The 25,202-nt window shown below is 70.6% G+C and carries 23 protein-coding genes; 10 read left to right on the top strand and 13 right to left on the bottom strand.

Annotation, left to right across the window (positions count from 1 at the left end; translation table 11 throughout):
• Positions 1-226: 226 nt before the first annotated feature.
• The gene (locus tag ACFQV6_RS23520) at positions 227-1,129 is read left to right on the top strand and encodes a hypothetical protein (RefSeq protein ID WP_378029718.1); all 903 of its coding nucleotides are present in this window, start codon (positions 227-229) and stop codon (positions 1,127-1,129) included.
• A gap of 54 nt (positions 1,130-1,183) precedes the next feature.
• Here ACFQV6_RS23520 and ACFQV6_RS23515 read toward each other — a convergent pair whose 3' ends face one another.
• Together ACFQV6_RS23515 and ACFQV6_RS23510 are read right to left on the bottom strand one after the other, a co-directional pair.
• Positions 1,184-1,480, bottom strand: a complete 297-nt coding sequence (locus tag ACFQV6_RS23515; protein ID WP_378029717.1) for a hypothetical protein — start codon at positions 1,478-1,480, stop codon at positions 1,184-1,186.
• 32 nt (positions 1,481-1,512) lie between these two features.
• Positions 1,513-2,178, bottom strand: coding sequence for a MarR family winged helix-turn-helix transcriptional regulator (locus ACFQV6_RS23510; RefSeq protein WP_378029716.1), 666 nt, complete (start codon positions 2,176-2,178; stop codon positions 1,513-1,515).
• Between the two features lie 180 nt (positions 2,179-2,358).
• On the opposite strand from ACFQV6_RS23510, the gene ACFQV6_RS23505 reads away from it, so the two are divergent.
• A complete protein-coding gene (locus ACFQV6_RS23505) occupies positions 2,359-2,781 on the top strand; it encodes a hypothetical protein (protein WP_378029715.1) in 423 nt (140 codons plus the stop codon).
• Here the strand turns inward: ACFQV6_RS23505 and ACFQV6_RS23500 are convergent, their stop codons facing one another.
• From ACFQV6_RS23500 to ACFQV6_RS23485, 4 genes are all read right to left on the bottom strand, one after another.
• Positions 2,782-5,235, bottom strand: a complete 2,454-nt coding sequence (locus ACFQV6_RS23500) for an FtsX-like permease family protein (protein ID WP_378029714.1) — start codon at positions 5,233-5,235, stop codon at positions 2,782-2,784.
• On the bottom strand, positions 5,232-5,996 hold the full coding sequence (locus tag ACFQV6_RS23495) for an ABC transporter ATP-binding protein (protein WP_378029713.1): 765 nt from the start codon (positions 5,994-5,996) through the stop codon (positions 5,232-5,234). The genes ACFQV6_RS23500 and ACFQV6_RS23495 overlap by 4 nt, the downstream gene beginning before the upstream one ends.
• A gap of 107 nt (positions 5,997-6,103) precedes the next feature.
• Positions 6,104-6,760, bottom strand: coding sequence for a response regulator (locus ACFQV6_RS23490; RefSeq protein ID WP_378029712.1), 657 nt, complete (start codon positions 6,758-6,760; stop codon positions 6,104-6,106).
• The gene (locus ACFQV6_RS23485; RefSeq protein WP_378029711.1) at positions 6,748-7,974 is read right to left on the bottom strand and encodes a sensor histidine kinase; all 1,227 of its coding nucleotides are present in this window, start codon (positions 7,972-7,974) and stop codon (positions 6,748-6,750) included. Before ACFQV6_RS23485 ends, ACFQV6_RS23490 begins: the two co-directional genes overlap by 13 nt.
• Before the next feature lie 146 nt (positions 7,975-8,120).
• Between ACFQV6_RS23485 and ACFQV6_RS23480 the strand changes: the two genes are divergently transcribed.
• On the top strand, positions 8,121-8,345 hold the full coding sequence (locus ACFQV6_RS23480) for a hypothetical protein (RefSeq protein ID WP_378029710.1): 225 nt from the start codon (positions 8,121-8,123) through the stop codon (positions 8,343-8,345).
• 4 nt (positions 8,346-8,349) lie between these two features.
• On the opposite strand, the gene ACFQV6_RS23475 is transcribed toward ACFQV6_RS23480, so the two are convergent.
• The gene (locus ACFQV6_RS23475; protein ID WP_378029709.1) at positions 8,350-9,126 is read right to left on the bottom strand and encodes a hypothetical protein; all 777 of its coding nucleotides are present in this window, start codon (positions 9,124-9,126) and stop codon (positions 8,350-8,352) included.
• A gap of 192 nt (positions 9,127-9,318) precedes the next feature.
• On the opposite strand from ACFQV6_RS23475, the gene ACFQV6_RS23470 reads away from it, so the two are divergent.
• Entirely contained in the window at positions 9,319-10,902 is a 1,584-nt protein-coding gene (locus tag ACFQV6_RS23470; RefSeq protein WP_378029708.1) for a lysyl oxidase family protein, read from the top strand.
• A gap of 137 nt (positions 10,903-11,039) precedes the next feature.
• On the opposite strand, the gene ACFQV6_RS23465 is transcribed toward ACFQV6_RS23470, so the two are convergent.
• On the bottom strand, positions 11,040-12,032 hold the full coding sequence (locus ACFQV6_RS23465) for an SEC-C metal-binding domain-containing protein (protein ID WP_378029707.1): 993 nt from the start codon (positions 12,030-12,032) through the stop codon (positions 11,040-11,042).
• Between the two features lie 190 nt (positions 12,033-12,222).
• Here ACFQV6_RS23465 and ACFQV6_RS23460 point away from each other — a divergent pair, with 190 nt between their 5' ends.
• The gene (locus ACFQV6_RS23460) at positions 12,223-12,711 is read left to right on the top strand and encodes a CGNR zinc finger domain-containing protein (protein ID WP_378029706.1); all 489 of its coding nucleotides are present in this window, start codon (positions 12,223-12,225) and stop codon (positions 12,709-12,711) included.
• A 108-nt stretch (positions 12,712-12,819) separates the two neighbouring features.
• On the opposite strand, the gene ACFQV6_RS23455 is transcribed toward ACFQV6_RS23460, so the two are convergent.
• The 4 genes from ACFQV6_RS23455 to ACFQV6_RS23440 form a co-directional block, all read right to left on the bottom strand.
• The gene (locus ACFQV6_RS23455; protein WP_378029705.1) at positions 12,820-13,710 is read right to left on the bottom strand and encodes a carbohydrate ABC transporter permease; all 891 of its coding nucleotides are present in this window, start codon (positions 13,708-13,710) and stop codon (positions 12,820-12,822) included.
• Between the two features lie 70 nt (positions 13,711-13,780).
• Positions 13,781-14,686, bottom strand: coding sequence for a carbohydrate ABC transporter permease (locus ACFQV6_RS23450; protein ID WP_378029704.1), 906 nt, complete (start codon positions 14,684-14,686; stop codon positions 13,781-13,783).
• 1 nt (position 14,687) lies between these two features.
• Positions 14,688-16,091, bottom strand: a complete 1,404-nt coding sequence (gene ngcE, locus ACFQV6_RS23445; protein ID WP_378029703.1) for an N-acetylglucosamine/diacetylchitobiose ABC transporter substrate-binding protein — start codon at positions 16,089-16,091, stop codon at positions 14,688-14,690.
• A gap of 13 nt (positions 16,092-16,104) precedes the next feature.
• A complete protein-coding gene (locus ACFQV6_RS23440; RefSeq protein ID WP_378029702.1) occupies positions 16,105-18,069 on the bottom strand; it encodes a serine hydrolase in 1,965 nt (654 codons plus the stop codon).
• 109 nt (positions 18,070-18,178) lie between these two features.
• Between ACFQV6_RS23440 and ACFQV6_RS23435 the strand changes: the two genes are divergently transcribed.
• Complete coding sequence (locus tag ACFQV6_RS23435) at positions 18,179-19,960, top strand: glycoside hydrolase family 3 protein (RefSeq protein ID WP_378029701.1); 1,782 nt, start codon at positions 18,179-18,181, stop codon at positions 19,958-19,960.
• Positions 19,957-21,231: an exo-beta-N-acetylmuramidase NamZ domain-containing protein gene (locus ACFQV6_RS23430; RefSeq protein ID WP_378029700.1), complete on the top strand. Its 1,275-nt coding sequence runs from the start codon at positions 19,957-19,959 to the stop codon at positions 21,229-21,231. The genes ACFQV6_RS23435 and ACFQV6_RS23430 overlap by 4 nt, the downstream gene beginning before the upstream one ends.
• On the opposite strand, the gene ACFQV6_RS23425 is transcribed toward ACFQV6_RS23430, so the two are convergent.
• Positions 21,210-22,196 carry an N-acetylglucosamine kinase gene (locus ACFQV6_RS23425; protein ID WP_378029699.1) on the bottom strand — a complete coding sequence of 329 codons (987 nt, stop codon included), beginning with the start codon at positions 22,194-22,196 and terminating at the stop codon, positions 21,210-21,212. The two genes, ACFQV6_RS23430 and ACFQV6_RS23425, sit on opposite strands and share 22 nt — an antisense overlap.
• A gap of 87 nt (positions 22,197-22,283) precedes the next feature.
• Between ACFQV6_RS23425 and ACFQV6_RS23420 the strand changes: the two genes are divergently transcribed.
• The 3 genes from ACFQV6_RS23420 to ACFQV6_RS23410 form a co-directional block, all read left to right on the top strand.
• Positions 22,284-23,177 (top strand): MurR/RpiR family transcriptional regulator, encoded by an 894-nt coding sequence (locus ACFQV6_RS23420; RefSeq protein WP_378029698.1) that lies wholly within the window; start codon positions 22,284-22,286, stop codon positions 23,175-23,177.
• A gap of 5 nt (positions 23,178-23,182) precedes the next feature.
• Positions 23,183-24,091 (top strand): N-acetylmuramic acid 6-phosphate etherase, encoded by a 909-nt coding sequence (gene murQ, locus ACFQV6_RS23415; protein WP_378029697.1) that lies wholly within the window; start codon positions 23,183-23,185, stop codon positions 24,089-24,091.
• 107 nt (positions 24,092-24,198) lie between these two features.
• A partial coding sequence (locus ACFQV6_RS23410) for a glycogen debranching protein (RefSeq protein ID WP_378029696.1) occupies positions 24,199-25,202 on the top strand: 1,004 nt, incomplete at its 3' end.

The following is a 25,202-nucleotide window of genomic DNA, read 5'->3' as shown; positions in this document are numbered from 1 at the left end:
CACACACAACCTGAACGTGTGCGCTCATCCACCCTGGCTCGGCGGTGGTCACGCGCAATGGAACTCGCGCCAGGAGGGTGCCGGCCCGGCGCCGAATGACCCGGTCGCGCACCTGACAGCGCCGTGGAAATCGAGCGGCTACGGTCGGGATTCGGCGTCTCGCTCTGTCCCGGCAACTCTGCCGCAGGCTTGTGCGCTGTCGAAATCCACTCGGTGGTGATGAATGATGAACTCCGCGATCACGGCCGTCTCGCTCCACAAGCCGGACGGCATGATCCTTTCGACCGGCAACATCTATTTCACCTCGCACGACGCGCTCGGTGCGCATGTCTTCCGAACGGCTCAGACGTCGGGCCCCGGCGATGAGACAGAGCTGTATCGGGAGCCGCCCGGGAATCTTTTCGGTGACATCGTCTTCGCGAAGGTCGGTGGCGCCTTCTTCGGCTACTTCTGGACGCTCGACGAGAATGCCGGTTCGTCCATCAAGCGCATCCCGCTCACCGGGGCGCAGGAGGCACACGTCGTCACAGAACCGGTGAATGACATCGACATCGTCAACAGCTACCACAACCTCGTCGCCGACGGCGTGAACCTGTACTGGCAGCAATCGACGTCGGTGAACAAGATCCCGATCAGCAACGGTGCCGTCACCTCACTGGACCCATGTCACGCGAACACTCCGACCGCGGGCGTACACCAGCAGGGCAAGACAATCGTGTACGCCTCGGTCAACGACGTGCGGTTCGTGCCCATCACCGGTGCCGTCACCACCCCGCAGGTCCGGACCATCGCGACCGCGGACACCACCGTGACGGCGATCCTGCCGGTCGCCAACGGCACCTACTGGGGCGAGCGCAACGGCTCCATCAAGCTGCGAACGGGTTCGGTGACGCACACGATTCAGGGCAGCCAGAGCGGGATCCCGTCGGCGATGACCACGAACGGTCACACCGCCGGCGGCGCACTGGCGTGGATGCAGAGCACTTCGTCCGGCTGTGAGATGCGCTTGAAATTGCATCTCAGCGACATCACGGTCCCGGTCAGTGACAACGCCTTGGGAACGACGATGACCTCGTCCGGGAACGTCTTCTGGGGTGACGATTCCGGCGTACACCGTCTGGCGCTCTGATACTTGGCCGGGCAGGCGACCGCTGATTCGTCGAGCAGGTGAACGCGCGGAGGGCTAGGCCATCAGCCGGCTGCCGATCAGGCCGAGGGTGACGAGCAGGAAGCCGGCGATCAGCGACGGCGTGCGGGCCCGGCGGCCGGCCACGGCACCGGCGAGGCCGGCGAGCAGACCCAGGCCGATGGCCCATCCGGGTACGGGCCTGGCCCAGTCCGGTCCGCTGGAGGGACAGACCGTCTGGCCGGTGTCGCCGATGCAGCCGTTCGACATGAGGTAGGCCGAGTCGACGAGCGCGTATCCGGCGAAGACAACAAGAACGCCGAGCGCGACAACGACTCCGACGACCCGTCTCACCTGGGTAGATGCGGTCACAGTGCGGGATTCAATCACAGCTCGCGGGCGTGCTGCCGGTCCAGAAGCGCCAGGTTCAGCAGTGCGTTCGTCACCAGCCGGCGCTGGTCGGGTGACAGGCCGTCGGCCGTGCGGCCGATCTCCTCGGCCAGGGGCCGCAGTTCGCGCAGCATGGTTTGGCGGGCCTGCGCGGTGGCGATCACGATCTGACGCCGGCGGTCGTCGGGGTGCGGTTCGCGGCGCACCCAGCCGGCCCGCTGGAGACGGTCGACGAGGCCGGTGGCGGCGCCGGACGTGAGGCCGAGCAGGCGGCCCAGGTCGACGGGGCCGAGCGGGGTGTCGGCCACCAGCAGGTGCTTGAGCGCCAGCAGCGACTGTCTCCCGCATCGGGCCTGGCCGCTGTCACGCCGGTCAGCACCGGACTGCTGCTGGGCTGGACCACACTGGCGAGCGCCGTCAACATCGTCGCCGCGCGAGCGGACCGGAACGTGCCCGAGGCGGCCACGGGCCGTCTGCTCGCGGTCGCCGCCGCGGTCGCCGCGGCGGTCGCGCGGGCCCGTCGCGGCGGGCTGCCCCTTGCCCTCGCATCCGGCTGGGGATTGGGCACCCTGGCCGCGATGCGAACGCGTCCTCGCGGCGTCCGCCTGGCCGCCGCGACGGGAGCCACGGCGGTCGCCGCAGCGCAGTGGGCCAGCCGCCACGCCGGGGAGCCGCGGCTGGGGCCAGGGCGGGAGCCGCACCGCAGTGGGCCAGCCGCCACGCCGGGGAGCCGCGGCGGGGGCCAGGGCGGGAGCCGCAGCGCAGTGGGCCAGCAGCCGCGGTGGGAGCCGCGGGGCGGTGGGTCGGCGGGCGGAGATCGACAGACACTAACGTGTCACGGCATGAGGGATCACGGGGGAATCGGGACGGAGGGCGGGCAGCATGACGTCACGCCCGTGCAGAAAGCCAAGACCACCGCGCTCCTCGGCGCTTTCGCCGCGACTATCGGCGCGGCCGTTCTGCTCGTGGTGAGCCCCGCCGTCTTCATCAGCCTCCTGCCGGACTGGTTCACCGACGACGGCGCGCACCGCGCCACCGCCTCGGTGGTCGCCGGTCTGGGCGCCGGCGCCGCAGCCTTCGTGGCCGCCTGGCGGGGCGGCTCACCGAGGCTGCGGGGCGCGCTGATCACCGTGATTCTGCTGGTCGCCGCCGGATACGGCATGCATGCGCTGAAGAGACAGCCGGCCGAGGACAGCTCCCCGCCGACGCCGGAGAACACCTGCGTGGCCTACAGCGGCGGCCACCACACCTGCCCGGGCGGGTGACTACTCCTTGACGCCGAGGTGCTCCAGCGGTGGCACCCGCAACAGTCGCCCGATCGGCAGGATCGTCGTCGCCAGCGCCAGAAGCGCGGTGCCGACGACGACGGACACCCACCCGAGTAGCGGCACGTACGGCACCAGGCTCCCGGTCAGCGCCCGCACCACCGCCACCAGCGTCAGCGCCGCGATTCCCCCGCCGATCACCAGGGCCACACCCAGTAGCCCGGCCTGCTCGGCATGCACCATCCGGCGGGCCTGCCGCCGTGTCACGCCGACGATGCGCAGCAGGGCCAGCTCCCGCCGCCGCGCCAGCGCCGCCATCACCATCGTGTTGGCCGCTGCCAGTGCCGCGTAGCCGATCATCACGCCGACGAGCAGCTTGTTGAGCCAGGCGCTGAGGGCGAGATCCGCGGCCAGCAGTCCGGTGCGCTGGCCGGTACTGATCAGGGTGGCGGCCGGAAACAGCGACGTGTCCCGGAGTTCACCCTTGATCAGCACCTCGTCGTCGGTACCGCGGGCGGTGTGACCGATCACCACGTCGCGGGGCAGTACCGCATCTCCGTACCCCAGCCCTCGCTCGTAGATCGCGGCCACGCGCAGCCTGACCGGCGTCCCGTCGCCCAGCCACAGCGACACCTGGTCACCCACCTTCCAGCCCTGCCCGCCGGCGCGGATGCTCGACACGGCGATCGTGTCACCGCGCAGGTCGGCGAGGCGCCCGGCGCTGACGCCGAGGTCGAGGGTGGACACGTCGTCGACGGCCTGCGCCGGCACCACCTCGGCGTCCCCGCCGAAGATCTTCACGACCACCGATGTACGCCGCACCGCCGTTGCCGCCTCGACGCCCGGCATCTCGCGGATCTTCGCTGCCGCCGTCGGTGCCAGGCCCGCCGGTGAGCTCAGCGTCTGCTGGGCGAGCATGCCCTCGCGCGCCTGGGTCAGCGTGCCGCGTTCCAGGTTGTCCTGGAGGAACCACACCGATCCGCCGAAGCCGACCGACAGCACCAGCGCGGTCAGCACGGTGGCCATGCCCTGCGCGTTGGCCCGCAGGTTCGCGACGGCGAGATGCCCGCTCACACCCCACACCCGCACCAGGACCGGTGCCAGCACGCGGGTCGCGCCGCGGTTGATCCACGGTGCGAGCAGCGCGACCGCCGTGACGTACAGATAGAGCATGCCGATGGCACCGGCGAGCGCGACCTGACCGCCCGCACCGACGGTCACCGCGCTGGATCCGGCCGCGCCGGCCAGCGTGAGCAGCCCGAAGGTCAGCCGGACCCAGCCGCTGCCGCCGGGTTCGACGGCGATCTCGCCGAGTGCCTCGACCGGGCGGATCGCGGTGACGCGGCGGGCCGCGAGCAGGGCTGCGAGCACCGCGACCAGCACGGTCAGCAGCGCGACGGCCGCTGCCGAGAGCACGCCGGGCAGCAGTGGGAAGCCAGCCGGGAGGAAGCCGCGCGTGATCAACTCGTCGTGCACCCGGTGGGCGCCGGCCAGGCCCGCCGGGACGCCGACGGCGACACCGGCCACGCTCACCAGGCCCGCTTCGGCGGTCACCATCCGGCGGACCTGGCCGGGGGTCGCGGCGACGGCGCGCAGCAGTGCGAAGTCGCGGCGGCGGTGCCGCACGGACAGGCCGACGGTGCCGGCTACGACGAACACCACCAGCAACACGACGTAGCCGCCGAAGGAGCCGCCGACCTGCACGAGCAGGCTTGCGGCAGCGGTGTCGCCGGTGCGTTCGAGGGCGCCGCGATCGGGTCCGGCGTACACCTCGGCCCCCGCCTCGGCAGCCAGCCGGTCCACCGCGCCGCGATCGGCGTCCGGTGCCAGAGTGACGCCCACGGCGTCGATGCGGTCGCCGCGCGGGGCGAGCGCCGCGGCGCGGGCTTCGGTGAAGAAGACAGTGTCCGTGCCCGCGTCGGTGAGGCCGCTGATCCGGTAGCGCGCGGCGACACCGCCGATCACCAGGTCGACGCCGGCGCCGGGCCGCAGACCCCCGGCCAGGTGGGTGGCGAGCACGATCTGATCGTCACGCTCCGGTGCGTTTCCCACCCCGATGGTGTACGGCCGGAGCACAGCACTCCCCCACCCGTGTCCCTGTGCCGGGCCGGACGCGGTCAGCAGAGGGATCGTCCGGTCACCGGCCGCCGCTGTCACACCCCGCACGTCCCGCAGGCGCCGCACCAGGTCGGCGGGCAAAGTCCCGCCCTCGGGGAGGGTGATACGGCTGGTCATCGTGCTGCCGTCGAGATCCTTTCCGGTCACGGTCATGTCCCGGTCCGCGATCACCAGGTCCACCGCGGCATACCGCTGCGGCGGTGTCCGATACCGCAGACCCGACTCGACGAGGACCGCCAGCGAGGTGAGGATCATGGCGCCGGCCGCGAGGGCGGCGAACGTGGCGAGCGCGGAACCGGGGCGGTGCCGCAGCATCCGCAGGGCGAGCCGGATCATCGTGCGGCTCCCCGGCTGTCGAGGGCGGCCAGCTGCTCGGCGACGCGGGCCGGTCCGGGCTGCGGCGTGTCGTGCACGATCCGGCCGTCCGCCAGGACCATCACCCGGTCGGCGTACGACGCGGCGACCGGGTCGTGGGTCACCATGACCACCGTCTGCCCGTGCTCGTCGACCACCGCCCGCAGCAGCGCGAGGACCTCGGCGGCGGTCCGGCTGTCGAGCGCTCCGGTCGGCTCGTCGCAGAAGATCACCTCGGGGCGGGTGGCCAGCGCGCGGGCGATCGCGACCCGCTGCTGCTGCCCGCCGGAGAGCTGCGCCGGCCGGTGACGCAGCCGCTCGGTCATGCCGATCCGCTCCACCACGTGGGCGAGCCAGGCCCGGTCGGGAGCGGTGCCGGCCAGTCGCAGCGGCAGCACGATGTTCTCCTCGACGGTCAGCGCGCCGATCAGGTTGAACGCCTGGAAGATGAACCCGATCCGGTTGCGGCGAAGCTCGGTGCGCTTGGTCTCGCCCATCCGGGAGATCTCCAGGTCACCGATCCAGACCCGCCCGGAGCTGGGCCGGTCCAGTCCTGCCGCGCACTGCAGCAGCGTGCTCTTGCCGGAGCCGGACGGCCCCATCACGGCGGTGAACGTTCCCCGGGCGAACTCGGCGTCGACGCCCGCGAGGGCGGTCACCGCCTGGGTGCCGCTGCCGTACGTGCGGGTGAGTTGCTCGGCGCGTACCGCCGTGCCGACCCGCTGGTCAACGTGGACCGTCATGTCCCTGCCTCCGTGTGTCGTGACTTCGGTGCGCGCACGGAGAACGTTAGGAAGATCGATGGCCCGGACCCATCCCGCCGGCTACCCAACCGGTTGTACAGCAGGCACTACCGTCGTTGGGTGTCCTCGAGATAGCGCAGCACGGCGATCACCCGCCGGTCGACCCGGTCGGTCGGGATGAGGTCGAGCTTGGCGAAGATGCTGCGGATGTTCTTGTGCACCGCGCCCTCGGTCACGACCAGCCGCTCGGCGATCGCGGTGTTGCCCAGCCCTTCGGCCATCAGCGACAGCACCTCGCTCTCGCGCGGGGTGAGCCGGCTCAGCGCGGTGTCCGGGCGGCTGCGGGCCAGCAACTGCCCCACCACCTCCGGGTCGATGGCGGTGCCGCCGCCCGCGACCCGGTGCAGGGCGGTCAGGAACTCCTCGACCCGGCCGACCCGTTCCTTGAGCAGGTAGCCAAGCTTTCCGGCGCCCTCGGCCAGCAGTTCGGTGGCGAAGGCCTGTTCCACGTACGCGGAGAGCACCAGGACCGCCAGACCGGGCAGCCGGCGGCGGGCCTCACCGGCCGCGACGATGCCCTCGTCGGTGTGCGTCGGCGGCATCCGCACGTCGACGATCGCGACGTCCGGCTTGTGCTCGTCGACAGCGGTCAGGAACTCGGCGGGATCGCCGGCGGTGGCCACCACCTGCAGCCCCTCAGCCCGCAGCAGCAGCGCGAGGCCCTCTCGCAGCAGGGCGTCGTCCTCGGCGATCACGATCCGCACGGCAGCTCCACATTCATCGTCGTCGGCCCACCGGGTGGGCTGGTCAGGGTGAACCGTCCGTCGTACGCCTCGACCCGCCGCCGTATCCCGGCCAGCCCGGTCCCGGCGCTCTCGTCGGCGCCGCCCCCGCCGTCGTCGGCCACGCTGAGGCGGAGCCGGTCAGCGTCGAGGCGCGCGGAGACGGCCACGCTCGTCGCACCGCTGTGCTTGACCGCGTTGGTCAGCGCCTCGGCGACCACGAAGTAGGCGGTGGCCTCGACCGACGCGGCACACCGGGCGGGCAGGTGCACCTCCAGGCGGCACGGCAGCGCGCAGCCCGCGACGAGGCCGTCGAGCGCTCCGGACAGCCCGCGGTCGTCGAGCACCGGGGGAAGGATGCCGCGGACCACCGTACGAAGCTCGGCGAGGGCCTGTTCGGCGGCCTGCTGCGCCCGGTCGAGCAGTTCGCCGCCGGCCCGCGGGTCACGGGCCAGCGCACGGCGGGCCGCGCCGAGCAGCACGGTGACCGCGACCAGCCGGTTCTGCGTACCGTCGTGCAGTGATCGTTCGATGCGGCGCAGCTCGGCGGCGTGCGCGTCGAGGGCGGCGGCCCGGGTCGCGGTGAGCTGAACGACGCGCAGCGACAGATCGGTGCCGGGTGCCGGCGCCAGCAGGCGGCGGCCGGGCCAGGCCTGCACCCGGGCCAGCCACAGTCCCCCGAAGACCAGTAGGGCCAGCCAGCCCAGCCCGGTCAGCGCCACGGCGATCGCGTCGGCCAGGCCGTCGATGTTCCAGAAGACCAGGCTCGGGCCCTCACCCGCCGGCACCACCGTGTACCAGAGCGGGAACGTCAGATTCTGCACAGCGGTCAGCGGCAGGCTCAACCCGATGAGGCCGACCACGAAGCCGAACGTGGCGTGCACCGGCACCCACAGCAGTTCACGGCACACAGCCGGGTCGCGCAGGGCGGCCAGCGCACCGTCCGGCACTGGCGGCGGGCCCAGAACCTCAGGGCCCCAGCGGGACAGGCGTGCCCGCTCCCGGTCGGCCACCGACCGTACGATCCGGAGCGCGCCGGGAATCAGCAGCAGCCCGATGCCGCCCACGCACAGCAGCAGCACGATGACCAGCCAGAACACCGCTCCCAGCGCCAGCACCGACGTGCCGAGGCCACCGACGAGGTGCTCCAGCGCGTCGACCGCGGCCCGGGCCCGGTCCCTGGCGAACCGCCGCATGCCCACCTCCCGGGCAGTGACGATAGGCCACCGGTGCCCGGCGGTCAGTACAGCCTGCTGTACTCCTGATCGTCGCGGCTGCGGGATCGTGGCGGGGACCGGCTCTCCCTAGCGTTGAGGACGACACCGCAACCGATGGAGGAGCCATGACCGACCGTTACAGCATCAGCGACGCACCCGCCCCGGCCACCACGCCCTCATCGACGGGACGGCTGCGCCCGCTGCTGTGGCTGGTATTGATCGTCAGCCTGGCGGCGAATGCCACCGCGTCGGCCCTCGGCGCGACTCTGCTCAGTGTGGCGTTCGGGGTGGTCACGCTGGGATCCGGCGCTGCCCTGGCGGTCAACCACTACCGGCACCGCGACAGCTGAAAGCTCAGCAGCCCAGGCGCTCGGCTGACAGGGCGATGTCGTCGATCCAGAGGTCGAACTCGCCCGGTGTGGTGCCGCCCTGGTACAGCTGCCAGCCGATCTTCACGGTGTTCACCGCCGGCAGGATGAAGGGCACGTCGCTGCCGCCGTGCTCGGTGGTGGAGGCGGTCAGCTCCGGGTTGGCCACGCCGTCGATCCACACGGCGACCCGGTTGTCCGCCGGGTCGAGCGTCCACTCGAAGCACTGCCAGGTGTCCTCGACGACCGGCGCGGACTCGCGCCAGTCGGTCCAGTCGCCGGTCGGGCCGCCGTCGGCACCCACACCCCAGAAGATGCCGGGGACCGTGGGTGCGTACTGGCCACCGATCGGGCGGACGACCTCCGCGCTGCCGGAGCCGGTCGCCTCGACGAGCGTGAAGTGCGCCCAGTCGGGACCGGTGGGGAACGCGTCGACGCGCAGCCGCATCCGCCCGTAGAACCGGTTGCCCGGCGCGGCGAAGTCGTCGACCCGCAGGAAGGCGCGCCCGTTGTCGAGGGTGTGCACGTGCAGCACCTGGTTGCCGCGCCGGGCCCGCTCGACGGTCAGCGTGCCGTTACGGGTGTCGACGCCCCAGTTAAGGGTGCTGGGCCCGCCCCGCGGCAGCCGTTCGAAGTCTTCACAGAAGAGCAGGCCGCGCGTGCAGGAACCGCGGTTGGCGGCGGCTGCCGCATCGGCGGGAACACTGCCGGCGGTCGCACTGAGCATGAGGGCGGCGGCGAGCACGGCGAGAAGGTTGCGCATGGTTGTCCTCCAGCGGGGCGGCGTGGGAGCGCTCCCATCATCGCACAACATCAATGTCTCATCCGGGACGCGCCCCACTCTCCCCACTTCGTGCCAACGCGGTTGACCTCACAGGGCCTTCACAGGCAGGGGCGTCAGATGTCCCCTAGGCGGCCGGGGACACCGCCGCCACACACAGGGGGAGAGAACACCATGACTGACTCACGGAAACGGCGCCGATCCCGGTGGCCGGTCGTCGGCGTCGCGATCGGCGCATTGCTGCTCACCGGCACCGGGGTGAGCGCGGCGGAGGCGGCAACCGCCCCTCCGGCGCTCGCCTTCGTGGCAGCCGCCAAGACGGTGACAGCGGAGCGCTATGCCGACGGTGACGAGGTGTACCTCTCCTTCGACCTCGGCCTGCACGTGATCGCCGGTAAGGCCGCCTTCGAGATCAAGGCCCGCCGCGCCGGTTACGACAAGCCGATCGTGGCGCACCGTACGGTCGTGAAGAAGGGCAAGAGGACGAGCGTGAAGCTGCCGGCCGGCGCGGTCAAGGACCTCACCGGCCTCAAGGACTTCACCACGATCACCATCCGGAACCGGGCCGGGAAGGTCGTCACCTCCTACCGGACACCGTTCTGCGGCAACTCGTCCGCGTCCGGGCGCACCCGGCGGGACGCTCCGGCGACCAACCCGTACCCGACCTCGTGCGGCGGGGAGAATCCGTTCGCGCTCGGTGCGGTGTGGGGCGTACAGGCCGGGTGGGACGCGGCCGTCCCGGACCAGCCGCTCAGCGGGAACGGGCTGGCGAAGCTGAAGGCCGGCAAGTACACGGCGACCGCCACGATGGCCAAGAAGTACCGGAAGATGTTCGGCGTCCCGGCCAAGAAGGCCACCGCGAAGGTCACCGTCAACGTGGTCGACGTGGACACCGACGAGGCGGGCCTGGCCCGGGTGAAGGCGGCGGACGCCAAGGTCGATCCGGCGGTGGCGGCGCTCGCGGCCGGGGAGCACGACCTGCACACCGCTGAGGGCGACGCGAGCCGGCAGGTGTCGTCGTACCTGCCGGAGTTCCGGGCCGCGGCCAGCCGGCCGAAGGCGGGGAAGACCGTACCCAAGGGCCCGAAGCCGGACCTGCGGTCCCTGCCCGCGTGGGGCATCTCGCTCTCCCGGGAGGGTGGCCGGTCGTACGTCAACTTCGGCGCCACGGTGTGGAACGCCGGCACCTCGCCGCTGCTCGTCGACGGCTTCCGCCGCACCGGCACCGAGGTCATGGACGCGTACCAGTACTTCTTCGACGCCAAGGGCAAGCAGGTCGGTTCCAAGGCGGCCGGGACCATGCAGTGGGACGCGCGTGAGGGCCACATGCACTGGCACTTCACCGACTTCGCGCAGTACAACCTGCTGGCGGGGAACAAGAAGCTGGCCGTGCGCAGCGGCAAGGAGGCGTTCTGCCTCGCCAACACGGACGCCGTCGACTACACCATCAAGGGCGCCAAGTGGCGGCCGGACAACACCGACCTGGCCACCTCCTGCGGCGCCAACACGGTCGTCGCGGTCCGCGAGGTGCTCGACATCGGCAACGGCGACACCTACAGCCAGGACCGGCCGGGGCAGTCGTTCGACATCACCGGGCTGCCGAACGGCACCTACTACATCCAGGTGCTGGCGAACCCGGCGAAGAGGCTGGCCGAGCTGAGCACGTCGAACAACACGGCGCTTCGCAAGATCGTGCTGGGGGGCACGGCCAAGAAGCGGACGCTGACCGTACCGAAGGTGCACGGCATCGCCGGCTGAGCCGGCTTACCGAGTCAACCGTCCCGGCTCCGCGCGGAGCCGGGACGGTTGGTTCTCAGGCGTGGGCCCTGATACTGCTGACCCGATCGCATATAAGGCCACGATGACGACGACCGAGTGCGTCGCCGGCCGGGCCCTCAGCTTCGGGATCGTGGCAGGCAGCACTTCTTGTACTTGTTGCCGGAGCCGCACCAGCAGGACGCGTTGCGCTCCGGCGGCCAGGTGGTCTTCCCGGGAGCGGCAGCCAGCTGAGCCGCGTACGCCGCCCTGGTCTTGGGGTCGGCCGGGTCGCCGTCGGTTCCGGCGGACCGGGTCAGGCCCTCGACCGTGCCCGGCAGCACTGCCAGGTCGGCGCGGCCGGTACCGGTGAGCCGGACCAGCTCCCGCTCCAGGTGGGCGCGGTGCTCGTCCCAGGTCTCGCCGTAGGTCTGCGACAGGGCGGGCCACTGCTTGATCAGCAGATCGAATTCGGTCTGCGGCCAGAACACCAGGTCGCTGGCCGGTGCGGCGGTCGAGGTGGTGGCGGCGCCGGCCAGCCTGGTCTCCAGCCGGTCGGCCAGGTTGTCGTGCGTGTCGTGCGGCAGGCCGAGGACGTGGCGGACGCGGTGGCGCTGCTGCAACAGGAAGAAGAGCACGCCGGCGTCGTCCGCGCTGGCCGGCTCGGCGCGCCCGGCCAGTGCGGACCGCACCGCCTCGGTCAGCCACTGCTCGGCGAGCTGGTCGCGCCTGCCCACGGCCAGGGCGGCGCTGACAAACGCCGCGGCGTCCGGATATTCGGTGAGCGACGGCCGCAGGGCCTCGAGCTCGGCAAGCGCCTCGTCCTCGCGGCCGGTCCGGAACAGGATCCGGGCGTGCAGCGCGCGGGCGGCGCCGACCTGGCCGTCGTCCCGCTTCGCATACGCCTCCAGGGCCCGCTCCACATACCGCAGGGCCGCGTCGAGCTTCGACCGGCTCTCGGCGATCTCGGCGGCCAGCGTCAGGGCATAACCGGCGTCTTCCTGGTCGGCGAGCCGCCCGTCGTCCACGGCGCCGGCCAGCTCGGCCGCGATGCCGAGGGGGTCGGCCGCGCCGAGGGCCGACTGCCGGATCTCACGAAGGTCTGCGCTGTTCAAATCCGCTCTCAAGGGCACGCCGTCACGCTACTGCGACTCGTACCCCCGCCGCTGTTGATCTGTGTCTCAATCCTGTCATCGGCGATGATTGATAAATATCCCGGCACCGTAACCGTCCCCGATCCACGACAGTTGGGCTCCGGTGGGGCACGGAACACTGGAGAGTGACGCAACGCGATGGACGGCATCAGCGCGTTACCATGAGGAAATGCCGCGTATCGATCCCATGGAGATGACAGCGCTCGTCGCGCTCGTCAACGACTGGGGCAACCGGCCACGCGAGGTGGGTCACCGGGACCAGCCGGAGGCGACCCCGGAGAGGCAGCAGACCGTGATGGCCGTCGCCGACCGCCTGCACGCGATCTTCGCTGACGGTGACACCGCGAGCCGGGCGGTGACCGTGACCGCGATCCTCGCCGAGACCGGCGTCAGCCCCGAACTGGTCTTCACCGCGGGGACACTGGGGGCGGCTTGGGCCGTACCCCGTCTTGAAGACGCCCTCCTGGCCTCGGCGGCCCTTGCCCTTCGGGACCACCTGGCTGCCCGCCCGGATCGACTCGGGATCTGTCATGACAGGCAGTGCGCCGATGTCTACGTCGATGCTTCGCCCGCCGGGCAGCGGCGGTTCTGTTCCCTCACCTGCCAGAACCGGAGCCGGGTCGCCGCTTTCCGGGAGCGCAACCGCAAAGAGGCCTGATCAGGAGTCGGCGCCGTTGCTGAGTGTCGCTCCCGGCTCCCGGCTCCCGGCTCCACATTGTGTGCGTCTGTCGCTGCTCGCGGGGAGCCGTGGTCAGCGGGGCGGGGGTCAGCGGAGTTGGCCGGCGGCGAGTCCGCTTTGGACCTGGCGGTGGAAGAGGAGGTAGCCGGCGATCACGGGCAGCATCGCGATCGTCATGCCTGCGAAGAGGCCGCTGAAGTCGCCGCGGTAACCCTCGTTGACGGCGAGGGCGGTCAGGCCCTGGGCGAGCACCCAGCGTTTGTCGGCGCCTTCGCCCTGCATGAGCACAATCGGCAGGACGTACTGGTTCCACTGGAAGAGGAAGTTGAAGATGCCGACGCTGACCAGGCCGGGGCGGGCCATCGGCAGCATGACGCGGAAGAAGAGGCCGAAGTGGCCGCAGCCGTCGACCATGGCGGCTTCGGCGACGGAGGTGGGCAGGGTGCGGAAGAAGGCGGTCAAGAAGAAGACGGTGAACGGGAGGGAGTAGGCGGCGTACACCAGTGTCAGGCCGGGCAGGGTGCCCAGCAGGCCGAGGTTGCGCACGACGAAGAAGAGCGGGACGAGGGCGAGGAAGACGGGGAACATCATGCCGCCGACGAAGGCGTAGTAGACGATGCGGTGGCCGCGGAACCGGTAGCGGGCCAGGACGTAGGCGGCCATGGCACCGAGCAGCATGGTGAGGATGAGGGCGCCGGTGACGACTACGGCGCTGTTCAGGAAGTAGCGGCCGATGTGGGCCTCGTTCCAGGCGCGGCCCCAGTTCTCCCAGCGCAGCCGGGTCGGCAGGCTCCACGGGTCGGTCAGGATCTCGTTGTCGCTCTTGAAGGAGCTGAGCACCGCCCAGACCAGCGGCAGCGTGGTGAGCAGGGCCCAGAGAATCAGGAACGCGTGGGAGAGGATCGGTACGGCACGCTCGGGTGGCGGCGGCGAGGTGACGGGCGGTGACTCGCGGGAGGTCTCCACCAGGACGGCCATCACTGCCCCATCCTGTCGCGGCGGATGACGCGCAGGAACGTGGCGGCCACGGTGAGAGTCGGGGCGGGCATTACAGCTCCACCCGGTCGCGGCGGGTGACGCGCAGGAACATGGCGGCGACGGTGAGGGTCAGGAAGAACATCGCGACGCCGATGGCGGAGGCGTACCCGAACTGGCCGTCGCCGAAGGCGGTCTTGTACAGGCGCAGGCCTACGACGTCGGAGGAGGAGCTGGGGCCGCCGTCGGTGATGATCTGGACGATGGCGAAACCGTCGATCGCGATGATGGCCAGGTAGACCCAGGCGACCTGGATGGTGTCCCACACCAGCGGCACCGTGAGGCGGACCAGCGTGGTGATCCGGTTGGCGCCGTCGAGCAGGGCCGCCTCGTAGAGGTCGCGGGGGATCGACTGCATGGCCGCGCTGAACAGGACCACGTAGAAGCCGACGTTCATCCAGACGAGCACAACGAGCACGCACCAGAAGGCGAACCTGGGATCACCGAGCCAGGCGACGGCGAGCCGGTCGAGGCCGACGGCTCTGAGGAGGCCGTTGATCATGCCGGTGTGCGGGGCGTACATCTCCTTCCAGAGCACGCCGATGATCGCGACCGAGAGGACCTGTGGGAAGAAGTAGACGACACGGTAGAAGCCGGCACCGCGTACGCCGTGCACGCCCACCCGGTCCGCGCGGCCGCCGACGCTGATCATCGAGGCGAAGAAGAGGCCGAGCAGGATCGTCGCGACCGGTAGCAGCACGAGCAGGAGCGCGTTGTTGCGCAGCGCGTTCCAGAAGTAGCCGTCGCCGGCCAGCCGACGGAAATTGTCCAGGCCGACGAACTCGTAGGTCGGTGACAGCCCGCTCCAGTTGGTACCGGAGATCTGGAAGGCCTGAGCGTAGGGAGAGACGACGAAGATGACGTACAGCAGCAGGGGCGGGATGAGGAAGACGGCGATGAACAGCCGCTTGCCGCGCACCTCAGGCCCGCTTGTACTTCTTGATCGAGGGATCCTTGGCGAACTCGTCGGCGGACTGCTGGACCTTGTCACACCACTGTGCCGCGGTGATCCGCTTGGCGTACATCTCGGCGCACGCCGCGTCCACGCGTTCCCGCTCGAGCTTGCGGTAGTAGGAGGAGTAGAGCCAGGTGAACGCGGTTCCCTTCGACGCGTCGATCAGCTGGGTCACCGAGGTGAGCCCGGGGCCGAGCTCGATGCCGGCACTGGAACCCTGGACGCAGGTGAGGCTGCTGACCTTGCGGGTGAAGTCGGAGGCACCCTTCTGCGAGAGCATGACCCGCAGGTAATCGAGGCCGCCACGGACGTTCTTGCCCTTCGCGGGCACGATGAACGGCTCGCTGCCGGTGCCGCGGAACGACTCGTACGGCAGCTTGTCAGCGGTGGTCAGGCTGGGCGTGGGCGCGACGGCCATCCGGAAGCCGGGCGGGGTGACCGACTTCTGCTCGTTCTCCAGCCAGGATCCGCAGGAGAGGAAAGCGGCCTTGCCCCGGCACCACTCGGTCTGCGACTGGATGTGATCCATGCCCGCGGCACCCGGTTGCAGGTATCCGTCGACGGCGAGCTGGTAGTACGCCTCGGCGGCGGCCTTGACCGCCTCGTGTTTCCAGGCGTTCGGCTCCAGGTTGTCGATCGCCTTGATCACGTCGAGGCCACCCATCTTGGCGGCGGCGGCGAGGATCGGCCAGCTCATGTAACGGGAGTGCTTACCCGGGTACGTCCACGGCGCGATGCCGGCCGCTTTGATGGTCTTGCAGAGGGCGATCATCTGGTCCCAGGTCTTCGGGTACTCCCAGCCCTTCTCCTCGAAGAGCTTCTGCGAGTACCAGATGCCGTAGGCCGAGTAGGCGTAGTTGAGCGACAGGAACTTGCCGTCGTAGGAGCCGACGTCGACGATCCCGGGCAGCAGCGTGTCACGAACCTTGCGAGCCGGGTCGTCGAGGCTGGGGGCGTCGAGCAGTTCGCCCAGGTCGGCGAGGGCACCCTGGGACACCAGGCCGTTGAAGTCGATCTGGCTGCCGCCCGAGTTGTTGACCACGTCGGGCGGGTCGCCGGCGACGAACCGCGGCTGCAGCGTCTCGGCGATCTGCTGGGTGGCCGAGTGCTTGATCTCCGCCTGCGGGTGGCGTTCCTTGTACATGGCCTCGTGCGCCTTGGCGTACTCCTCGCCGAAGCCGCCGTTGAAGATGACCACCTCCAGCGGCGCGTCCTCCTTGACGCCGAGGGGGTTGTTCTCGCTGGTCTCGCCCTTGACGTCGTCCTTGTCGGAGTCGTCGCCGCCCATGGCGCACCCGGCGAGCGTGCCCGCGGCGGCGACACCCGCCGCGCCCTGGAGGATCCCCCGCCGGCTGATCCGGTATCCCATCTTCGGCTCCCGCCTATGCAATCACTGTCGGTTTCCAGCCGTCGGCGGCGAAGGTGGTCGTGCCGTCGACGAGGGTCGCTCCGGGCTCGAAGACCCGGAGCCGGTCGAGGAGGACACCGCGGCCCTGCGAGGCGACGTCGGTGCGGTAACTGAAGCGCAGGTGGGTGGTGCCGGCCGGCACGTCGGCGACAGCCCGCCACCAGTGGCGACCACCGAAACCGGTGAACGTGCCGTCGCTCGTGAACGCGCCATCAGTCCGGGACGCACCATTGCTGGTGAACGCGCCATCAGTCCGGGACGCGCCATTGCTGGTGAACGCGTGGTCATTCGCGGACACGCCGTTGCTCGTGGCCCCCTCCCGGTCGGAGCGGAGGGTGGTGGGCAACAGCGTCCAGGTGGCGCCGTCGGTCGATGACTCGATCAATGCTGTGTCGAAGCGAGGCTCAGTGTCGTACCAGAAGAAGAATGAAGCACGCGCCCGCTCGCCTGCCGCGCGCCGCAACGGTGCGGTCAGGGTCATGGTGGCGCTGTCGCGCCAGTCGGTGCGCCACGGCCTGCCGCCGGGGAGTGCGTGGATGGGCTTGGCGGAGGCGAAGGTACGGGCGAGAGCGCGCCGAGCCACGTTGTTGCTCCCCCATGCCCGGTCGGGGTGCACCCGGTTGCTCAGAACGATCAGGAACGACTGGTCGAGCGGGTCGATGACGACCGACGTGCCGGTGAAGCCGGTGTGCCCGAAGGTGACAGGTGATGCCATCGAATCCATGTAGGAGTGCTTGGCGAGTTCGAAGCCGAGGCCCCTGTCGCTGTCCGGGAAAGCCTGCTCCAGGCCTGCGTTGTAGTTGACCAGTGCCTGCCGGACCATCGGCTCGGACAGGATCCGCCGCCCTCGGTAGGCGCCGCCGTCGAGCAGTGTCTGGCACAGGATCGCCAGGTCGTCGGCGGTGGAGAAGACGCCGGCGTGCCCGGCTACGCCGCCCAGTGACCAGGCGTTCTCGTCGTGCACCTCGCCGCGGACCACGCCACGGCCGGCGTAGGGTTGATACTCCGTCGCGGCGATCCGGTGTGCCGTCTCGGGGCCGGGACGGTAGCCGGTGTCGCGCATGCGCAGCGGACCCGTCACACCGTCGCGGACCGCGTCGGCGAGTGGCTTGCCGGTCACCCATTCGATGAGCAGGCCGAGAGTGATCAGGCCGATGTCGGAGTAGACGTACTGGGCGCCGGGCGTGGAGCCGGCGGTGAGCGGGGTGGCCAGCGCGGCGGCGAACCGGGCCGCGGGTGTCGGGTAGCTGGACCAGAACGGACGGAACGCGGGTAGTCCGGAGGTGTGGGTGAGCAGGTGCCGTACGGTGACGCGCTCCTTGCCGCCGGCGGCGAACTCCGGCACGTAGGTGGCGACGGGCGCGTCGAGGGACACCCGGCCGGCCTCGACCTGCTGGAGGACGACGATCGTGGTGAACAGTTTGGAGATGGAGGCGAGGTCCCACAGGGTGTCGGTGCGGGCCGGGACGCGCTGGTCCGGTGGTAGCTCGACGATTCCGGACGCGTCGGAGGTGTAGCGGACCGCGTCGCCCACGGCGAAGCGTGACACCACGAGGCCGTGGCGGGCGGCGAGCACGGTGGCGCCCGCGTAGGTGGGGTGGTCGGGGTGATCGGGTGTGGGCAGCAGGTACGAGGCGGCGATGCCGGGCAGTGCGGCGACCGGCTCGGACAGGAGGCCGGCCTGGCGCGCGGTGCCGGGACGCAGCACATCGCGCCGGAACCGGATGTCAGCGGGAGTGACGGTCGGCGCCCCGGTGGGCGTGGCGGGCAGGGCCCCGGCGGGAGCGGCAAGCGGCGGGCTGGTGGGCGTGACGGTGGGCGCCTCGCTGGGTGCGGGCGGCGTGGCGGGCGGCGCGTGGCTGGGTGCGGCGGCCGCGGGTGAGGCGGCGGCGAGGCCTGCGAGCGCGCAGAGTGGGAGTGTGAGCCAGAGCTTGATCATCAACGCCTCTCAATACGTCGATTCGTAGAGGATGGATGTTTCCTCCAGAACTTGCAAGGGGGGTGGAGGTTATTGCCATACCACAGGGACGGGGCTACCTTCTGGCATCATGCGAACGCGTACCGTCGCTCTGCTCGCCATCGCCGCTCTGGGCGTCATGATTCCGGCCGCCCCGGCAACTGCGGCGTCTCCGGTGGAGACTCTGCTGGGCCGGATGACGCTGGCGGAGAAGGTGGGTCAGCTCTTCACCACCTACGCGTACGGCAGCGACGCGACTGCGCCCTCGGCTGCCGACGCTGCCGCCAACCGTCGGCTGTTCGGCGTGGACACGCCGGCAGAGGTTGTCGCGAAGTATCACCTTGGTGGCGTCATCTACTTCGCCTGGACGAACAGCCTGCAGAACACGCGTCAGATCGCCACGCTCAGCAACGGGCTCCAAGCCGCTGCCACCGGCACCGGCGCTGCCACCGGCACTGCTACCGCTACCGGCACCGGCGTTCCGCTGACTATTTCCACCGACCAGGAGCACGGCGTGGTGACGCGGATGCCGGCTCCGGCGACCCAGTTTCCCGGCGGGATGGCGATCGGTGCGGGGCGGAACCCGGTCGACGCCTACCGCACCGGGAAGGTCACCGGTGCCGAGTTGCGGGCGGTCGGTATCAACCAGGCCTGGGCCCCGGTTGCCGACGTCAACGTGAACCCGGCCAACCCGGTGATCGGCGTGCGGTCGTTCAGCAGTGATCCGGGGCTGGCCGCCGCGCTCACCGCCAGCCAGATCCTCGGGCTTCAAGTGGGCGCCAACACCTCGGCGTCCGCCAAGCATTTTCCCGGGCATGGCGACACCGCCACCGACAGCCACACCGGGCTGCCGGTGATCACGCACAGCCGCGAGGAGTGGCAGCGGATCGACGCGCCGCCGTTCCGGGCCGCGATCGCCGCCGGTGCGGACGCCATCATGAGCGCGCACATCGTGGTGCCGGCGCTCGATCCGGCCGGTGACCCGGCGACCCTGTCGAAGCCGATTCTGACCGGGCTGCTCCGCGGGGAGCTCGGCTACCGCGGGGTGATCGTCACCGACTCGCTCGAGATGGCCGGGGTCCGGCAGAAGTACGGCGACGCGCGCGTACCGGTGCTGGCACTTCAAGCGGGCGCCGACATGCTGCTGATGCCGCCGAACATGCAGGTCGCCTACGACGCGGTGCTCGGCGCGGTCGCCTCGGGCGAGCTCACCGAGGCCCGGATCGATCAGTCGGTGCGCCGCATTCTGACCCTCAAGCAGAAGCGCGGTCTGCTCTCCTGGACACCTGTCGACCCGGCGGCGGCGGAACGCTCGGTCGGCTCCGCGGAGCACGTCCGCGTCGCACGGGCCGTCACCGACCGCACCGTCACCGCGATCCGCAACGACGCGAACCTGCTCCCCTGGTCCGGTGCCGGGAAGTCGGTGCTGGTCACCGGGTGGAACTCGAGTGCCTACAACAACGTCGCGGTGCTGGCCGGCGCGCTCAAGGGCACGCCGCTGGTTACCGGGCTGCCGAACGACGCGAAGATCGCCGAGGCGGTCACCGCGGCCGGCTCGCACGACCTGACCGTGGTACTCACCAGCAAGGCCTGGGACACCACTGTCACCGATCCGGGTGGACGGCAGCAGGCGCTGGTCAAAGCACTGGTGGCGACTGGTAAGCCGGTCGTGGTGGTGGCGGTTCGCGATCCGTACGACATCGTCGCCCTGCCGGACGTCACCACCTATCTGGCCACCTACAGCTACACAGGGGTGGCCATGGAGTCGCTCGCGAAGGTCATCGTTGGCGCCACGGCACCCCGTGGAAAACTCCCGGTCGAGATTCCGGCGCTTTTTCCGTACGGATATGGGCTGACCTGGAGCGTAAGATGAACCGCCGAGATCTCCTGACCGCGGGTTCCGCCGGCGCAGCCGCGGCGCTGATCGGCTCCGCGCCCGCTGCCGCCGCACCCGGCGTGCTCCCCCGCCTGCCGGTGCGGACCGGGATGGACAAGCTCGCCGCCTCGGGCTGGGACGCGATCCGGGGTGAGCGCATCGGTGTGATCTCCAACCCGACGGGCGTCGACCGGCAGTACCGGCATCTGGTGGACCGGATGCATGCCGACGGTGTGACGATCGGCGGGGTGTTCGGGCCCGAGCACGGCTTCCGCGGCTCGGCGCAGGCCGGCGGCAGCGAGGGCACCGGGATCGACGCCCGCACCGGGCTGACCGTTTATGACGCCTACCTCGCCTCGCCGGCCCGGTGGGGCGAGATGTTCACCGCGGCGGGCGTGCGCACCGTGGTCTTCGACATCCAGGACGTCGGCGCGCGCTTCTACACCTACATCTACACGCTGTACGACTCGATGGCCGCCGCCGCCCGCCTGGGCCTGCGGTACGTGGTGCTGGACCGGCCGAATCCGATCGGCGGGCGCGCCTACGGGCCGATGATGACCGACGGCTTCACCTCGGGCGTGGGCCGGCTCAAAATCGTGCAGCAGCACGGCATGACCGTGGGTGAGCTGGCGCGCTTCTACAACGGTGAGTTCCTGCCCGCCGACGCGGGAAAGCAGGTGAAGCTCGAAGTGATCACCTGCCGGGGCTGGCACGGGCGGCTGCATGCCGGCGACACGGACCTGCCGTGGGTGCTGCCCAGTCCGAACATGCCCACCCCGGACACCGCCGAGGTCTACCCCGGCACGGGCATGTTCGAAGGGGTGTCGTCGCTGTCCGAGGGGCGCGGGACCACCCGGCCGTTCGAGCTGATCGGCGGGCCGGGGTTCGACTACCGCTGGGGCGACCGGGTGACGGCGCTGAAGCTGCCGGGTGTGCGGTTCCGGGAGGCCTACTTCACGCCGACGTTCAACAAGTTCAGCGGCCAGCTCTGCGCGGGGATCGAGGTGAAGGTCACCGATCAGGCCGTCTACGACCCGATCCGTACGGCGGTCGGGATGCTGGTCGAGGCGCGCAAGGAGGCGGCGTTCGTCTGGCGGCTGGACAGCAGCCGGTACTGGATCGATCTGCTGACCGGGTCGTCGCGGCTGCGCACGATGATCGACGCGGGGGCGGCGACGGATGAGGTGGTCGGGGCGTGGGCCGGTGAGCTGGCCGCGTTCGATCAGCGGAGGCGGCCGTATCTGCTCTACCCCCGGAGCGGCGCATGAGGACTGCTGGTCAGGCGGGTGTGCACCACCGGCGACACGGGGATGCCGGTGAGGCGGCCGACGGCCAGCGCTGCGGCGCCGCCGGCGCCGTCGAGCGCCGTGCGGGGCTCAGTACCGGTGCGGGCCAGCAGGCCGGCACGTACCGCACGGCTGACCGGGCCGGGGCTGAGCAGCACCGACCCGGCCAGCACCACGACGGCGCCGGGTGGCGGCCCGACGCTGTCGAAGGTGTGCAGCAGGCGTGCCGCTGCCGCGGCGCAGATCCGCTCGGCCACCGGGTCGCCGGACTCGCTCGCGGCGCTCACCGAGGGCGCCAGCCGGCCGAGGGTTGCGGGTGCGGCGGCGAAACCTGCGGCGAGCAGGGCCTGGGCGACGCTCTCGGCATCGTCCCGCGGTGCTGTCCCGAAGTGGGCGCAGGCGGCGTCCACCAGGGCGGTCGGCTCGCCGCGGCCGTCGAGCGCGGCGAGGACCGAGCGCAGCGCACGCACCCCGATCCAGACCGCCGAGCCCTCGTCGCCCAGCAGCCAGCCGTAACCGTCGCAGCGGCGGCGCAGCACACCATCGTTGAACCGGGCCGCCAGGGCACCGGTGCCGGAGAGCAGCAGCACGCCGTCGGGCTCCGCCGTGCCCGCCGCGTAGGCGACCTCGAGGTCGGTCACCGTGACCACCTCGCCGGTCAGCCCGGCGGCCCGCCAGGCCTGGACGGCGGCAGCGCGGAACGCCTCGCGGCCGGCACCGGCCGACCCGGCGGCGCCGAGAACTCCGAGACGCACCGCGCTCCGGTCGACCGAGCCCAACGCCACGGTCAACGCTGTGCCCAGGGCCGCGCTGACCGCACCGCCGCTGCTGTTGGGGTTGGCGCCGCCGGCGACGCCTCGGCCCATCACGGTGCCGTCGACGGTGGCGAGCACACAGCGTGTGGTCGTGGCGCCCGCATCGACGCCGATCACCATCGGGGTGCTCATGCGGTGACCGTACCCCCGCCGCCGGCCGCGATCCTCCCTTGGTGGAGACAATTGACGATTCAGGCCGAGGAATGGAAACTTTTCTCCATGAAGCCCCCTCCGGTCGAGGCCGTGGTTCGAGCCCGCGGCCTGTTGCCCTCGCTGTCCCCGGCCGAGCAGCGGGTCGCCCGGGTGGTCATCGACGAGGCGGCCACCGTGGCCCGGCTGACCATCACCGAGCTCGCCGAGCGCGCCCACTCCAGCGAGAGCACGGTGATCCGGTTCTGCCGGGCGCTGGGCTTCGCCGGTTACTCCGAGTTGCGGCTGACGCTCGCCGGGGAGGCCGGCCGGGCGTATGAGGCCGCCACCTCCGACGAGCCGGTGGGCAGTGACATCAGCCCCGGCGACGAGCTGGCCCAGGTGGTCAAGAAGATCGCCTTCGCCGACGCGCGGGCGGTCGAGGAGACCGCCGCGCAGATCGACATCGCGGTGCTGGAGCAGGTGGTCGGCCTGGTGGCCGGCGCGCGGCGGGTGGACATCTACGGCGTCGGCGCGAGCGCCTTCGTCGCCACCGACTTCCAGCAGAAGCTGCACCGGATAGGGCGCATCGCGTACGCCTGGAGCGACACCCACGTGGCCCTGACCAGCGCCGCCCTGCTGGACGAGCGGGACGTCGCCTTCGGTATCTCGCACACCGGCACCACCAGCGACACCATCGACGCCTTCACGCTGGCGGGGCAGCGCGGCGCGCGTACGGTAGCCCTGACGAACTTCCCCAAATCGCCGATCACCCGGGTCGCCGACCTGGTGCTCACCACCGCGGCCCGCGAGACCACGTTCCGCTCCGGTGCCATGGCCAGCCGGCTCGCCCAGCTCACCGTCATCGACTGTGTGTTCGTCGGCGTCGCGCAGCGCACCTACCAGGAGACCCGGACCGCCCTCGACGCCACCTTCGCCGCGGTCCGGGGACGGCGCATCGGAACGGACCGGAGGCGCGGGTGAGGCCCGTGGACGAGGTGCCGCTCTCGCGCACCGAACAACGCAACCCGCGCAGTGCCTCGATCGACCGGATGTCGACCGTCGAGCTGCTGAGCCTGATCAACGCCGAGGACCGCCAGGTGCCGGCTGCCGTCGCCGCCGTGCTGCCCGCCCTGGCCGCGGCCGTGGAGCTGGCAGTGACCGCGCTCGCCACCGGCCACCGGGTGCACTACGTCGGCGCCGGCACCTCGGGGCGGATCGCGGTGCTGGACGCGGCGGAGCTGATCCCCACCTTCGGGCTGGAGCCCGGCCGGGTGGTGGCGCACATCGCGGGCGGGACGAGCGCGCTCACCCGGCCGTCGGAGTCGGCCGAGGACGACGAGGAGGCCGGGGCGGCGGCCGCCGGGGACGTCACCGACGGAGACCTGGTGGTGGGCGTGACGGCAAGCGGGCGTACGCCGTACGTCCGCTCGGCTCTTCTGATGGCACGCGCTCGCGGCGCCTGCACGGTGCTGGTGTCGGCGAATCCGGCGTCACCGATCGCCGCCTACGTGGACGTGCACGTCGCGCCGGACACCGGACCGGAAGTGCTCACCGGCTCCACCCGGATGAAGGCCGGCACCGCGCAGAAGCTGGTGCTCAACGCCTTCTCCACAGCCACGATGGTGCGGCTCGGGCGAACCTATTCGAACCTGATGACCGACATGCTCGCGAGCAACAACAAGCTCCGCGACCGGCAGCTGCGCATCCTGGCCGAGGCGACCGGCGCCGACCTGGAACGCTGCCGTCAGGCCCTGCTCCTGGCCGGCGGCGACGCGAAGGTGGCGGTCGTGACACTGATCGCCGGCGCCAGCACGGAGGCGGCCGGGCAGGCGCTCGCCGACACCGACGGGCACGTGCACCAGGCCTTACGCCTGCTGGACGGCCACGCCGCCTGAGCCTCGCCGTTGACATTTCCGGACAAAACTTTCCGGGCGTCCGTGTCTGATCGCTCGAAAGCGGGGTAGCCAGCACGCCGTTGCCTACAGCAAAGCAAAGGTGTGCGATGAGAGTGTGGCCTGGTTCGCCGTATCCGCTGGGGGCGGCCTACGACGGCGGGGGAACGAACTTCGCGATCTTCTCCGAGGTGGCCGACCGGGTGGAGCTGTGCCTGTTCGACGACGACGGCACGGAGACCCGGGTCGACCTGCCGGAGCGCGAGGCCATGGTGTGGCACGGTTATGTGCCCCGGCTGGTGCCCGGTCAGAGGTACGGCTATCGGGTGTACGGGCCCTACGACCCGTCGCGGGGCCTGCGGTGCAATCCGAACAAACTGCTGCTCGACCCGTACGCGAAGGCCATCGAGGGCCGGTACGACTGGAACGAGGCGCTGTTCTCCTACCGTTTCGACGACCCCGCGAGTTTCAACGACGCCGACTCGGCCCCGTTCGCTCAGAAGTCCGTGGTGATCAACCCGTACTTCGACTGGGCCAACGACCGGCCGCTGAAGGTCCCGATGTACCAGACGGTCATCTACGAGGCCCACGTCAAGGGGATGACGATCCAGCACCCGGACATCCCCGAGGACGTCCGTGGCACGTACTCCGGCCTGGCCCACCCCGCTATGATCAAGCATCTGCACCGTCTGGGTGTGACAGCTGTCGAACTCATGCCGGTGCACCAGTTCGTGCACGACAGCACCCTGGTCGAGCGGGGCCTGACCAACTACTGGGGTTACAACACGATCGGGTTCTTCGCACCGCACAACGGTTACGCCTCGTTCGACGGCGGTGGCGGGCAGGTGCAGGAGTTCAAGGCGATGGTCAAGACCCTGCACCAGGCCGGTATCGAAGTCATCCTGGATGTGGTCTACAACCACACCGCCGAGGGCAACCACCTCGGCCCGACGCTGTCGTTCCGGGGAATCGACAACCCGGCGTTCTACCGCCTGGTCGACGAGGACCGGCAGTATTACTACGACACCACCGGTACTGGGAACAGTTTGAACGTGCGGCATCATGAGTCGTTGCGGCTGATCATGGATTCGTTGCGGTACTGGGTGACCGAGAT

This window comes from Actinoplanes sp. GCM10030250 (assembly GCF_042666575.1).
Taxonomy (GTDB): domain Bacteria; phylum Actinomycetota; class Actinomycetes; order Mycobacteriales; family Micromonosporaceae; genus Actinoplanes.
This window is presented reverse-complemented; position numbering and strand designations above follow the sequence as displayed.

Excerpts from the sequence above, each read along its gene's own strand:
- ACFQV6_RS23520 (WP_378029718.1), top strand. The coding sequence starts at position 227 with ATGAACTCCGCGATCACGGCCGTCTCGCTCCACAAGCCGGACGGCATG.
- ACFQV6_RS23505 (WP_378029715.1), top strand. The coding sequence starts at position 2,359 with ATGAGGGATCACGGGGGAATCGGGACGGAGGGCGGGCAGCATGACGTC.
- ACFQV6_RS23500 (WP_378029714.1), bottom strand. The coding sequence starts at position 5,235 with ATGATCCGGCTCGCCCTGCGGATGCTGCGGCACCGCCCCGGTTCCGCG.
- ACFQV6_RS23495 (WP_378029713.1), bottom strand. The coding sequence starts at position 5,996 with ATGACGGTCCACGTTGACCAGCGGGTCGGCACGGCGGTACGCGCCGAG.
- ACFQV6_RS23485 (WP_378029711.1), bottom strand. The coding sequence starts at position 7,974 with ATGCGGCGGTTCGCCAGGGACCGGGCCCGGGCCGCGGTCGACGCGCTG.
- ACFQV6_RS23480 (WP_378029710.1), top strand. The coding sequence starts at position 8,121 with ATGACCGACCGTTACAGCATCAGCGACGCACCCGCCCCGGCCACCACG.
- ACFQV6_RS23475 (WP_378029709.1), bottom strand. The coding sequence starts at position 9,126 with ATGCGCAACCTTCTCGCCGTGCTCGCCGCCGCCCTCATGCTCAGTGCG.
- ACFQV6_RS23470 (WP_378029708.1), top strand. The coding sequence starts at position 9,319 with ATGACTGACTCACGGAAACGGCGCCGATCCCGGTGGCCGGTCGTCGGC.
- ACFQV6_RS23460 (WP_378029706.1), top strand. The coding sequence starts at position 12,223 with ATGCCGCGTATCGATCCCATGGAGATGACAGCGCTCGTCGCGCTCGTC.
- ACFQV6_RS23455 (WP_378029705.1), bottom strand. The coding sequence starts at position 13,710 with ATGGCCGTCCTGGTGGAGACCTCCCGCGAGTCACCGCCCGTCACCTCG.
- ngcE (WP_378029703.1), bottom strand. The coding sequence starts at position 16,091 with ATGGGATACCGGATCAGCCGGCGGGGGATCCTCCAGGGCGCGGCGGGT.
- ACFQV6_RS23440 (WP_378029702.1), bottom strand. The coding sequence starts at position 18,069 with ATGATCAAGCTCTGGCTCACACTCCCACTCTGCGCGCTCGCAGGCCTC.
- ACFQV6_RS23435 (WP_378029701.1), top strand. The coding sequence starts at position 18,179 with ATGCGAACGCGTACCGTCGCTCTGCTCGCCATCGCCGCTCTGGGCGTC.
- ACFQV6_RS23430 (WP_378029700.1), top strand. The coding sequence starts at position 19,957 with ATGAACCGCCGAGATCTCCTGACCGCGGGTTCCGCCGGCGCAGCCGCG.
- ACFQV6_RS23425 (WP_378029699.1), bottom strand. The coding sequence starts at position 22,196 with ATGAGCACCCCGATGGTGATCGGCGTCGATGCGGGCGCCACGACCACA.
- ACFQV6_RS23420 (WP_378029698.1), top strand. The coding sequence starts at position 22,284 with ATGAAGCCCCCTCCGGTCGAGGCCGTGGTTCGAGCCCGCGGCCTGTTG.